This window comes from Citrobacter sp. S46_ASV_140, assembly GCF_018919545.1.
GTDB lineage: Bacteria > Pseudomonadota > Gammaproteobacteria > Enterobacterales > Enterobacteriaceae > Citrobacter > Citrobacter braakii.
The window spans coordinates 40,689-53,065 of sequence record NZ_JAHLRC010000005.1 but is presented as its reverse complement, the minus strand read 5'-3'; the positions used below and the strand labels follow the sequence as shown (position 1 = coordinate 53,065).

11 protein-coding genes are annotated in these 12,377 nt (G+C 52.2%); 3 read left to right on the top strand and 8 right to left on the bottom strand.

Annotation, left to right across the window (positions count from 1 at the left end; all coding sequences use genetic code 11):
* Positions 1–34 precede the first annotated feature (34 nt).
* From KQJ19_RS02990 to blr, 3 genes are all read right to left on the bottom strand, one after another.
* Positions 35–475: a DUF2569 domain-containing protein gene (locus KQJ19_RS02990; RefSeq protein WP_016153009.1), complete on the bottom strand. Its 441-nt coding sequence runs from the start codon at positions 473–475 to the stop codon at positions 35–37.
* 91 nt (positions 476–566) lie between these two features.
* Positions 567–782: a transcription modulator YdgT gene (gene ydgT / locus KQJ19_RS02985; protein ID WP_003832804.1), complete on the bottom strand. Its 216-nt coding sequence runs from the start codon at positions 780–782 to the stop codon at positions 567–569.
* 293 nt (positions 783–1,075) lie between these two features.
* Complete coding sequence (gene blr, locus KQJ19_RS02980; protein ID WP_019076739.1) at positions 1,076–1,201, bottom strand: division septum protein Blr; 126 nt, start codon at positions 1,199–1,201, stop codon at positions 1,076–1,078.
* Between the two features lie 241 nt (positions 1,202–1,442).
* On the opposite strand from blr, the gene KQJ19_RS02975 reads away from it, so the two are divergent.
* Entirely contained in the window at positions 1,443–2,483 is a 1,041-nt protein-coding gene (locus KQJ19_RS02975) for an oxidoreductase (RefSeq protein ID WP_016153010.1), read from the top strand.
* Positions 2,484–2,535: 52 nt separating this feature from the next.
* Here the strand turns inward: KQJ19_RS02975 and add are convergent, their stop codons facing one another.
* From add to malX, 3 genes are all read right to left on the bottom strand, one after another.
* Complete coding sequence (gene add, locus KQJ19_RS02970) at positions 2,536–3,537, bottom strand: adenosine deaminase (protein ID WP_216403323.1); 1,002 nt, start codon at positions 3,535–3,537, stop codon at positions 2,536–2,538.
* Between the two features lie 100 nt (positions 3,538–3,637).
* A complete protein-coding gene (locus KQJ19_RS02965) occupies positions 3,638–4,810 on the bottom strand; it encodes a MalY/PatB family protein (RefSeq protein WP_216403322.1) in 1,173 nt (390 codons plus the stop codon).
* A gap of 10 nt (positions 4,811–4,820) precedes the next feature.
* A complete protein-coding gene (malX, locus tag KQJ19_RS02960; RefSeq protein WP_016153013.1) occupies positions 4,821–6,413 on the bottom strand; it encodes a maltose/glucose-specific PTS transporter subunit IIBC in 1,593 nt (530 codons plus the stop codon).
* Between the two features lie 169 nt (positions 6,414–6,582).
* Here malX and KQJ19_RS02955 point away from each other — a divergent pair, with 169 nt between their 5' ends.
* Positions 6,583–7,611: a Mal regulon transcriptional regulator MalI gene (locus tag KQJ19_RS02955; protein ID WP_016153014.1), complete on the top strand. Its 1,029-nt coding sequence runs from the start codon at positions 6,583–6,585 to the stop codon at positions 7,609–7,611.
* Between the two features lie 45 nt (positions 7,612–7,656).
* Here KQJ19_RS02955 and KQJ19_RS02950 read toward each other — a convergent pair whose 3' ends face one another.
* Together KQJ19_RS02950 and manA are read right to left on the bottom strand one after the other, a co-directional pair.
* Positions 7,657–9,165: a YdgA family protein gene (locus tag KQJ19_RS02950; RefSeq protein WP_131345660.1), complete on the bottom strand. Its 1,509-nt coding sequence runs from the start codon at positions 9,163–9,165 to the stop codon at positions 7,657–7,659.
* A 106-nt stretch (positions 9,166–9,271) separates the two neighbouring features.
* Entirely contained in the window at positions 9,272–10,447 is a 1,176-nt protein-coding gene (gene manA / locus KQJ19_RS02945) for a mannose-6-phosphate isomerase (protein WP_049041450.1), read from the bottom strand.
* Between the two features lie 262 nt (positions 10,448–10,709).
* On the opposite strand from manA, the gene fumB reads away from it, so the two are divergent.
* Positions 10,710–12,356, top strand: a complete 1,647-nt coding sequence (fumB, locus tag KQJ19_RS02940) for a class I fumarate hydratase (RefSeq protein WP_016153017.1) — start codon at positions 10,710–10,712, stop codon at positions 12,354–12,356.
* The last annotated feature ends 21 nt before the right edge of the window (positions 12,357–12,377 follow it).

Genomic DNA, 12,377 nt, shown 5'->3' with positions numbered 1-12,377 from the left:
TACAACAGGCGACAACAGGTTAACTGTAGGGTTATTACGGATTCACAAACGTCGATTTAACGCGTTGCGAGCGTTTGAAATAGGGCACCAACAGTGCTGCAGCCAGCAATGGGAACAGCAGTTGGCGCACGGCAAAGGCGTCCGGAACCGGTGAAAACGCAAACGCTTTAATCGCCAGTAACACGGAGATCAGCAGCCATAGAATATAATGCTTAGGCACACAGGCTCTGCGTTTAAAAAACGCAATCGTCAGCCATAGCGTGTAATACCACATGGCAATCGCGGTAATAAAAGAGACGCCCCATAACAGCAAATTTGCCGTACTTTGCGCACCCAGCGTTTGGAAGGTTTGCGGTGTAGCCAGCGCAGTGACATAAAGTAATAACGCCAGCGAAGCGCTCAACAATGCGACTAACAGCCAGGCCAGTGGCCCAAGTAGCCAGCCCCCGATACGTTGTGCCGGTGTGGTAGTCATCTCTTCTCCAGGTTTACGCGCGCAATCAAACATGCCATTCATTTTGGGGCAATTATTATAAAGCTTTTAACGTTGAGCGCTACTTTCTTCTTTATTGCACGTAATGCCAGACTGATTTGGGTACCTGACCAACATCAAACAGACGACCTCCTGAGATAAGCTCCGCACGGCGATGGTCTGCAGCCCGATACATATTGATAATGTCGCTATCGTCGGTGAGCGTGTAGTTAAGATGGTCGAACAGTTTTTCCAGACTTTCGAGTGAACTGATTTTGCGGAATTTTAATAAGTAATCCTGAACAGTCATAAATGGAAATCCATATTAATAAAATAATACCAACGGAGTAGTAAATATAAATAATAAACAACATGCACAGGTAAAAGCGGATTGACGCGCAAATGTGAGAAGAGTGTTCATACCTGTGGAAAAGCAGGCGCTATGCGCACCTGCGGTAAGGGTAACGCGCTTCGCTACAGCAGGCAATATGCACCGGAGCGGGATGCAGCATTATTCTCTTTTTTTGACAAAATTCGATCTTTTGCAGCCAAACCCTGCCGTTACTCGATGTTAATTGCCGGGTTATAAGGGACTGCAGATGCTTATTTCTTCTGCACAGCAGCAACGGGCTCCGGTGGCTGGTAATTGTCAATATGATTGGCAACACCCAGCAGGATCACAGAGACGGTGAGAACAATCCAACCTGCTAATTCAATAAGACGATTCATTACTGATGACATTTGCTTTGATTTATCCATAAACACAGGCTGCAAATGTTACTAATCTCTCAATAATACAGCAAGATAATTGGGAACGATTTCTCCCTCTTTTTCGCTGCAAGTTAAGCATAAGTGGCATATGTTTGACTTAAGTTAATAAACAACCTTTGTAGCGCAATGGTTATTAAACTATTGAGACGTTGCAGGGTATGGTGTGAAATAGGTCAGTCCTGAATTGAGAGGCTATAACATGAGTGACAACATCCGCGTTGGGCTAATTGGCTATGGTTACGCCAGTAAAACCTTCCATGCCCCCCTGATTGTGGGCACACCGGGCCTCGAACTGGCTGCGGTTTCCAGTAGTGATGAAGCAAAAGTGAAGGCAGACTGGCCAACGGTGGCGGTTGTTGCTGAGCCTAAACACCTTTTTAACGATCCGAATATCGACCTGATTGTGATCCCCACGCCTAATGACACTCACTTCCCGTTAGCGAAGGCTGCACTGGAAGCGGGCAAACATGTGGTTGTTGATAAGCCTTTTACCGTGACACTGTCACAAGCACGCGAACTGGATGCGTTGGCGCGCAGCCTTGGCCGTGTGCTGTCCGTTTTCCATAACCGCCGTTGGGACAGTGATTTTCTGACGTTGAAAGCCCTGCTGGCGGATGGCGTTTTGGGGGAGGTGGCGTATTTCGAATCCCATTTCGATCGATTCCGCCCGCAGGTTCGTGACCGCTGGCGTGAACAGGGGGGGCCGGGCAGCGGCATCTGGTATGATTTAGCACCGCATCTTCTGGATCAGGCGATTAACCTGTTTGGTTTGCCCGTCAGCATGACGGTAGACCTGGCTCAGCTTCGCCCAGGTGCGCAAGCGACGGATTACTTCCATGCCATCCTGACTTACCCGCAGCGTCGTGTGATTCTGCACGGCACCATGCTCGCTGCCGCTGAGTCGGCCCGTTATATCGTGCACGGATCGCGTGGCAGCTATGTGAAGTATGGTCTTGACCCGCAGGAAGAGCGCCTGAAAAATGGCGAGCGACTGCCTCAGGAAGACTGGGGTTACGACATGCGCGATGGCGTGTTGACGCGAATAGAAGGCGAAGAGCAGGTTGAAGAGACCTGGCTGACTGTACCGGGTAATTACCCGGCGTACTATGCTGGCATTCGTGATGCGCTAAATGGTCACGGTGAAAACCCGGTACCGGCGAGACAAGCTATTCAAATCATGGAGCTGATTGAGCTGGGTCTTGAATCGGCGAAACATCGCTCGACGCTGTGCCTTGCCTGATTAGGCAAATGCCGGATGGTGATGCTCAGCATCTCATCCGGCACTTTAACCGTCACGCTGCGGCGACTTTCTCGCGCAGGGCACGTTTTTCTTCGATACTCAGAAATGCCATTTCCAGGCCGTTGATTTGCGCCTGACGGATCTGTTCGCGCGTGAGTCCTGCTGCTGGCGCGGCAATGGTGTACTCGTGAATAATATCCACACCCTGTACCGCCGGATCGTCCGTATTCAAGCTGGCTAAAACGCCATGCTCAAGGAATGTTTTCAGCGGGTGGGTTGCCAGAGAGGCGACGGTGCTGGTCTGAATGTTCGATGTCAGGCAGGATTCGATGCCGATACGGTGTTCGGTGAGGTAATCCATCAACGCACGGTCTTCAACGGCTTTTACGCCGTGACCAATACGTTCTGCGCCCAGCTCTTTAATAGCCTGCCAGATACTTTCTGGTCCCGCGGCTTCGCCCGCATGTACGGTAATACGCCAGCCGGCGTCGCGCGCCTGATTGAAATGCGACAGGAATAGACTGCCCGGGAAACCCAATTCGTCACCAGCCAGATCCAGTGCCGTAATATGGTCACGGTGGGCTAACAGCGCATCCAGTTCCTGCAGGCAGGCGGCTTCGCCGAAGGTACGGCTCATAATGCCAATTAAGCGAGCTTCGACGCCAAAGGTCTTGCAGCCCTCGCGTACGCCGGCAATGACGGCTTCAACCACGCCCGCAACCGGGAGCTGATGCGCCATCGCCATATAGCCGGGTGAAAAACGTAATTCTACATAGTGCAGGCCGTTACGTGCTGCATCCTCAATATTCTCAAATGCCACGCGGCGACACGCATCCAGCGAGGCCAGTACCTTCACGCCCCAGTCGAGCTTGGATAAAAAGCTCACTAAATCCGGCTCAGTTGATGTGACTTGCACATGAGGGATCAGCATTTCCAGCGTTTGTGCCGGAAGCGTTAAATTGAACTGACGACCCAGATCCAGGATCGTTTGGGCACGGATGTTACCATCAAGGTGGCGATGGACGTCGGTCAGGGGGAGGGAAGTATCAATCATGGTCGCACTCGTGTATTTAGGTAAAGTGCGTCATATTATATGAAAAAATCGGGATAAAAAGCTATGTTGCGCAATGAATAATTTCATTGCGCAAACTTAATTAGCGTACAGAACGGATGGCGTTAATCAGCCCCTGAACGCCTTTTTCAAGCTTGGATCTTGGGCATCCGGCATTGAGGCGTACAAAACCGCGACCTTCTTCTCCGTAGGTATATCCCGGCATGATAGCGACTTTCTGCTGGTGGATGAGAGCATCCTGCAAGGCATGGTCATCAATATTGAGCGGACGCAGGTCAATCCATGCCAGATAGGTGGATTGCGGGATCTGCCAGTTGAGTTCGGGGAATGCGGCATTAAGCTCACGCGCAACGTAATGCAGATTGCTGGCAAGATAATCGCGCAGCGCATCAAGCCAGCTTGCACCCTGTTGATAAGCGGCAATATGTGCGCTAAGCGCCAGCACCGCAGGCGAGGAAAGACCATCGCGGCCTTTTAACGCGCTGAGGTAATCGTTGCGGCTTTGAGCATCTTCAATGAGTCCGTAAGCCCCGGTTAGTGCCGGAATATTAAAACTCTTTGAGCCGGAAGTGAGCAGTGCCCAACTGCCACGCGCGACGTTACTCCACGGGATGTGCGGCCGGTCTGACCATACCATATCCATATGAATCTCATCGGAGATAACTTTTACACCATGGCGCTGACACAGTTCCGCCATGGCTTCCAGCTCGTCGCGCGTCCACACTTTGCCCGTTGGGTTTTGTGGGCTGCAAAGCAGAAGAATTTTGCTTTCAGGTCGAGACAGGGCTTTCTCCAGCGCAACCATGTCGCAAAACCAGCCGTCGGCGCGTTTTTCTAGTCCGACTGCGCACACCTGGCGCTGATTACCTTCAATCGCTTTGTAAAACGCATCGTACGCCGGAGTATGGATAACCACCGCATCGCCCACGGATGACCACTGGCGGATCAACTCCGACACCATATAGATGACCGAGGGGCCATATACCAGCGACTGAGGATCTATTTGAGTGTTATGCCGCGAAAGAAACCAGTGGCTTATCGCCGCCAGAAACTCATCGTTTTTCCAGCGGCTGTAACCCAACACGCAATGTGACAGGCGCTGAGTCAGCGCCTCCAGAATGCAAGGTGCGGTGGCAAAATCCATATCGGAGATGGTGAATGGCAGCAGGTCGGCTGAACCAAAACGGTCGGCAACGTAATCCCACTGAGTACACCAGGTACCGTGCCTGTCCACAACCTTTGAAAAATCAAACATATTGTTGTCCTTAAGCCTGTACGGTGTTCATCAGAACCGCGATCTCGTCTTTCACTGACTGGACCTGCGGACCGATAACGACCTGAAGGTTATGCTGATTGAGTTGTACTACGCCAATGGCACGATTGTCCTTCAGAGCCTGTACGTTAACAAGCGACATATCTTTCACTGACAGGCGCAGACGGGTGATGCAATTATCCAGGCTGACAATGTTTTCTGCGCCGCCCAGCGCCGCCAGAATAGCAGGGACGTTGTAACCTGATTTACCAGGCGCTCCGGCCATTACTTTTTCGATATTGCTGGCAATTTCGACTTCACGGCCCGGCGTCTTCAAATTGAAACGCGTGATGGCGAAGCGGAAGATCACGTAGTACACCGCAAACCAGATAGCCGCGACAACAGGGACCAGGTACCACTTGGTGGACAATCCGTGCAGGATGCCGAACACCACGAAGTCAATCAGGTTACCGTCAGTGTTACCGATAGTGACGCCAAGCACCGCCATCACGGTGAAGCCAAGACCGGTTAGCAGGGCGTGGATTACATACAGAACCGGAGCGACGAACAGGAATAAGAACTCAAGTGGTTCAGTTGTACCGCCGATGACACAGGCAATCAGACCAGAAATTAATAACCCTTTAATTTTATGACGATTTTCAGGGCGTGCGCAGTGGTACATGGCTAATGCCGCACCCGGTAAACCGCCGAGGAACGCCGGCATTTTACCCTGGGACAGGAAGCGTGTTGCGCTTTCAGAGAAACCTTGCGTTGTCGGGCAGCTCAGTTGAGCCTGGAAAATAGTCAGTGCGCCGCTCACGCTATGGCCGCAGACTTCCTGTGTGCCGCCAGCTTCGGTGAAGCGAATGAGTGCCACCAGAATATGGTGCAGGCCAAAAGGCAGCAACAGACGCTCACCGGTACCAAACAGCATAGGACCAAATTCCCCCGCGCTATTGATGATGTGACCGAGTCCGGTAATGCCCATGGCGAAAACCGGCCAAATCAGGGGAATGACCAGCCCGACCAATCCCATCACCACCGAGGAGATGATAGGCACAAAGCGCGTACCACCGAAAAACGCCAGCGCATCCGGCAGACGAATGTTGTGGAAGCGTTCATGCAGCATCCAGACAATGATCCCGGCAATAACGGCACCGAGGATCCCGGTGTCGATCGACTGGATCCCCAGAATGTTTTGCACGTTGTTGGCTTTCAGGATCGCCGCATCTGTGGTGGGTAAGATACCTTTGGCGGTTAACCAAAAATTGACGGCGAGGTTCATGACCGCATAACCGACAAAACCGGCGAACGCCGCAACGCCTTTGTTCTCGCGCGCCAGGCCCAGAGGAATGGCAATACAGAACATGACTGGCAGGAAGCTAAACGCAAATGAGCCAACTTTACTCATCCAGGTAAAGATGGCCTGCAGCACCGGATTCCCCAACGCCGGGATCAGCGTCAAGACATCATGGCTGCTCAACGAGCTGCCGATCCCCAACATGATCCCGCAAAATGAAAGCAGCGCTACAGGCAGCATAAAGGTTTTGCCCAACTGCTGGAAAAATTCCCATAACGTTATTTTTGGTGTGGTTCTCGCCGTCATCAAACGACTCCTTGTAAAGGCTAGCTGACTAATGATGGCGAGAAGATAAAACGTTTTACCTAATTTTAGTGCGGTATAAATCACATTATCGAACGATAATAGGGGGTATAAATATAAGTGATTGATAAAACGTTTTATCTGTCACGTTATCAGGGAGTTTTCTGTTTTTATGGCTATAGCCAAAAAAATAACCATCCATGATGTTGCGCTGGCTGCGGGGGTTTCGGTCAGCACCGTCTCATTGGTGCTCAGTGGAAAAGGGCGAATTTCATCAGCGACCGGGGAGCGGGTGAATGCTGCTATTGAGCAACTGGGGTTTGTGCGTAACCGCCAGGCATCAGCGCTGCGCGGCGGGCAGAGCGGAGTAGTTGGTTTGATTGTACGCGATCTTTCAACGCCGTTTTACGCCGAGCTGACGGCGGGTCTGACGGAAGCGTTAGAAGCGCAGGGGCGCATGGTCTTCTTACTGCACGGCGGTAAAGATGGGGAGCAGTTGGCGCAGCGTTTCGCGATGTTACTCAACCAGGGGGTGGATGGCGTGGTCATTGCCGGGGCCGCCGGTAGCAGTGATGCACTGCAACAGTTGGCCGCTGATAAAGGGATCCCGGTGGTATTTGCATCACGCGCCAGCTACATGGATGACGCAGACACCGTCAGGCCCGATAACATGCAGGCTGCACAGTTACTGGTTGAACATCTTATCCGCCACGGACACCAGCGTATTGCCTGGCTGGGCGGGCAGAGTTCTTCATTGACTCGCGCAGAGCGCGTCGGCGGTTATTGTGCAACGTTACTAAAATATGGTTTACCGTTTCATAGCGACTGGGTGTTGGAGTGCTCATCCAGCCAGAAGCAGGCCGCAGAAGAGGTAACGGCGCTGTTACGCCGCAATCCCACGATCAGCGCGGTGGTGTGCTACAACGAAATAATCGCCATAGGCGCCTGGTTTGGCCTGATGAGAGCAGGACGTCAGAGTGGTGAAATTGGTGTCGATCGCTATTTCGAACAGCAAATATCGTTGGCCGGATTCGCTGATGTGGCGGAAAACGCGTTGGACGATATCCCGATTACCTGGGCCTGTTCGCCCGCGCGTGAAATGGGATACACCCTTGCTGAACGTATGCTACAACGCATTGCCCACGATGAAGGTCATTCACGCAATCTGACGCTTTCCGCTCGTCTGGTGGCGGCGAAATAAAAAAGCCCGATAAACACTGTTACCGGGCCTGTCACTGACGAGTGATTATTGTTGCGGGATGGCAGGGGCATCCGGCTGTGTAAGAGAAGGCATACCGAACATACCAACAAACTCATCCAGCGGCATTTTTTGTCCGTTCAGCGTCACCTGGCCGTTTGCGTATTGCAGGCTGGTGCCGATAACGTTGTCCTGCAAAGTCGTAATGCGGAACATCTGACCCATCGCCGCCAGGCCATTAACCTGTTGCTTCGCCAGACCAGCCGCTTCTTCCTGCTGATATCCTTCCAGTTTGGCAATTTGCGTCATGAACTCAGTCGCCATATCGACAGGGATGGTCAGTTTCGCATCCAGCGATTTGACGGAACGATCCACTTCCTGGGCCAGCGTTTGCGGCTCCACCGTGTTTGCGGTCGGATCTTTTAGCAGCAGTGACAGATTAAATGTGGTTTCACCTTTTGCATTCTTCCAGCTCAGTGGAGCAATGGTGACAACCGGTTCGCCTTTCATCAGAATCGGTAGCGCATTAAAGAAGGCTTCGGTGACTTTCTGCTGATAAAGCTCAGGATTTTGCACCACATCAATCTGCGCCATCAGCGCTTTGGTTTGGGCGCTGTACTGCTGGCTGAACTGGTGCAGTGCTTCACCGTCAATCTGGCCAACTTTCAACGTCAGCTTACCGCTCCCCATATCCTGGCCCTGCAATTTAAGGCTGTTCAGGGTGTAATCCAACTGGCTGTTGACGGTTTTGCCATTGTTAATCAGATCGGATTTGCCATCGATACCCATGCCTTCCAGCACCGCCAGCTCTTTGCCCTCGACTGAAATCGACAGTTTTTCGAGGGACAATTTCTGATCGCCGATGCGCTCACCAAAGCTTGCAATACTGCTGGAACCTTCAGTTTTCAGGTTATTGAAAGTAACTTGTACTTTCTGATCATACTCATTGACGGCATTAACCAGGCCACTTTGCGCCTCGCCAGTCAGCGACACCGCATTACCATCCTTATCTGCCGTAAACTGGAACTCCCCGCCGCTAAAGGCCACTTTTTCGTCGCCTTTCTCGTAGTTCAGCGGTTTGAGGGAGAGATCGGAACGGGTATCCCCACTGTAGCCAATACGGGAATTAATGATGAATGGCGTCTCACCTTTGGCAATATCAAACAGCGGCTTCGTCACGTCGTTATTGACCAGCGTCGTTTTCACGGAGGCCATTGCCGGAACAAGATTCAGTGATTTCAGCTGAGCCAGCGGGAAAGGACCGTGATCCACGGTTTCATTCAGGACGATGCTTTGTCCCGGTTTCAGCCAGGAATCTGCCTGCCCGGCAACAGGTTTCACCACCAACTGCAGTTGGCTATTGAACACGCCGCGCTGGTAGTTTTGATAACTCAGTTCAATGCCCGCCTCTGGGGAGTAGCGTTTTAACTGATCGTTTGCCTGCGTCACCATCTCGGCGAGATGCGTTTCGAGTTTCTTTCCTGTGTACCAGGCGCCGCCCGTCCAGACGATACCCAGTGCAACCACCACACCCGCAGCTACCAGCGATTTTTTCATTTTGATATCCATAAAATAAAACCAGGCGTTTGAAGACGCCTGGAGGAGTGACATGTCTTTAACTCACTACAGCTTAGCAAGAGTTGTTAAAAATATCAGTATCTTGCTACAGCTTGTTATAAACCCGAGCTAAACGGCCCGTGCCGCTGACGTTTACCGGCGATTCATTCGCGCTAATAAAGGCCGACTCACCCGGCTGCAGCACCAGACGCTGCTCGCCCTTGCTCAGCACGGCTTCACCTTCGATGCAGAACAAAATGGCCGCACTTTGCTGGCTGATATCTGCGCCATTGGCGGTCAGTTCATGCAAGGAGAACGCGAAATCGTCGACCGGAATGGGGAAGTCCAGTTCGCTGTCAGTCTTAACTGGCGTGGTCAGCAACTGATTGGCTGGCTTGGCGACAAACTTAACGTTGGCGACCAGCTCCGGGATATCAATGTATTTTGGCGTCAGTCCGGCGCGCAGCACGTTGTCCGAGTTAGCCATTACCTCCAGCGCCACACCTTGCAGGTAGGCGTGTGGGGTTTCGGCAAATAAGAACATCGCTTCGCCAGGATTGAGCTTCACCACATTGAGCAGCAGCGGGGAGAAGAGCCCGCTGTCATTCGGATAGAAATCGGCGATCAGGCGAATGGTTTGCCACGGTTCACCCTGCTGGCTGTTCAGCGCCGATTTCAGGATCGCCAGCGCATGGGATTTCTCCTCATCCTGCATATTCAGCAAGCTGGCGAAAAGATAGCTCAGACGTTCCGCGCTCGGTTCCTGCAGGAAATGCGCAATAGCCGGATGCGCGGCGGACACCGGTTGTAACAATGCGACAATGTCAGAGAACTCGCGGAATGCGTTCATCGCCAGGAACGGTGTCAAAGCAAAAACCAGTTCCGGTTTGTGGTTAGGATCTTTGTAATTGCGCTCGGCGGCATCCATCGGGATCCCCGCCGCGTTTTCTTTGGCAAATCCGATTTCAGAGTTGTGCTTGTTAGGATGAACCTGAATCGAAAGAGGTTGCGCGGCGCACAGCACTTTAAACAGGAAAGGCAGTTCACCAAAGCGTTTCGCAACGGCATCGCCTAACAGTGCGGATTTATCGTGTTCTATGACATCACGCAGAGCGACCGTCTGGCCGTTAGCGTCCAGAACCTGCGAACTGCTTTTCGGATGCGCGCCCATCCACAGCTCAGCCATCGGTTGCTGAGTGGGGTTGGCAATCCCATAAAGTTCCGTTAACGCAGTTTTACTTCCCCAGGCGTAGTTCTGCACTGAGTTGATGAGTTTTTGCATTCTCAAGCCCTGTTTCAATGTGGAATTTTCTACGGCTATTAAACCAAGAAACCCTGAGCGAAGTAACCTGCACATGTAAAAAGTCGTACTTGTCTCAGTTTTTGTTAAAAAATTGTGTAGGATATGGTGACTCGCTTTTAATACCCTGAGTAATTCCGGTTGCAGAAAGCCTTTCCTTCTACAACCCGACCTGCGGCAGGGAAGCAGGGCAATGGAACATCTGCCCAGAGAATAACCAGACCGAGCAGTAAGTGAGAGCACAATGTCAAACAAACCCTTTCATTATCAGCATCCTTTCCCCCTCAAAAAGGATGATACCGAATACTATCTGCTGACCAGCGACCATGTCTCCGTTGCCGAATTTGAAGGGCAGGAGATCGTTAAAGTCGCGCCGCAAGCCTTAACGCTGCTGGCTCGTCAGGCCTTCCATGATGCATCGTTTATGCTGCGTCCTGCGCATCAGCAGCAGGTGGCCGACATTCTGCGTGACCCGGAGGCCAGCGAAAACGACAAATATGTGGCCCTGCAATTCCTGCGGAATTCTGATATTGCGGCAAAAGGTATTTTGCCGACCTGTCAGGACACCGGCACCGCGATTATCGTGGGTAAAAAAGGTCAGCGCGTCTGGACCGGCGGCGGTGATGAAGCTGCGCTGGCGCGCGGTGTGTATAACACCTACATCGAAGATAACCTGCGCTATTCACAAAACGCCGCGCTGGATATGTATAAAGAGGTGAACACCGGTACCAACCTGCCGGCACAGATAGATTTGTATACCGTCGATGGCGATGAATACAAATTCCTGTGTATTGCCAAAGGCGGTGGTTCGGCGAACAAAACCTATCTGTACCAGGAGACCAAAGCGCTGCTCACGCCGGGCAAATTAAAAAATTACCTGGTTGAGAAGATGCGAACGCTGGGAACAGCGGCCTGTCCGCCGTATCACATTGCGTTCGTGATCGGTGGAACGTCAGCTGAAGCCACGCTGAAAACGGTGAAACTGGCGTCGGCTAAATATTACGATGAGCTGCCGACCGAAGGTAACGAACATGGTCAGGCATTCCGCGATGTGGAGCTGGAAAAAGAGCTGCTGATTGAGGCACAGAATCTGGGGCTGGGCGCGCAGTTCGGCGGGAAGTACTTCGCTCATGATATCCGCGTGATCCGCCTGCCGCGTCACGGTGCGTCGTGTCCGGTTGGTATGGGCGTTTCTTGCTCAGCCGATCGAAATATCAAAGCTAAGATCAACCGTGAAGGTATCTGGATCGAAAAACTGGAGCATAATCCTGGCAAATATATACCAGAAGAGTTGCGCCAGGCGGGAGAAGGCGAAGCGGTACGGGTTGACCTCAATCGTCCGATGAAAGAGATCCTGGCTCAGCTGTCGCAATACCCGGTTTCTACACGTCTGTCGCTTAACGGCACCATCATTGTTGGCCGTGATATTGCGCATGCGAAACTGAAAGAACGTCTGGATAACGGTGAAAGTTTGCCGCAGTATGTTAAAGATCATCCGATCTATTACGCTGGCCCGGCAAAAACGCCGGAAGGCTATGCCTCTGGTTCGCTTGGACCAACCACGGCAGGGCGTATGGATTCGTATGTTGACCAGCTTCAGTCCGCAGGTGGCAGCATGATCATGCTGGCGAAAGGCAACCGCAGCCAGCAGGTGACCGATGCCTGTCATAAGCATGGCGGCTTCTACTTAGGCAGTATCGGCGGCCCGGCAGCGGTGCTGGCCCAGGGCAGTATCAAGAGTCTGGAGTGTGTGGAATACCCTGAACTGGGGATGGAAGCCATCTGGAAAATTGAAGTGGAAGATTTCCCGGCGTTTATCCTGGTGGATGACAAAGGCAACGATTTCTTCAAACAGATTCAGACGTCGCAGTGCGCACGCTGCGTTAAGTAACGTCAGCCGCCCTTCGGGGCG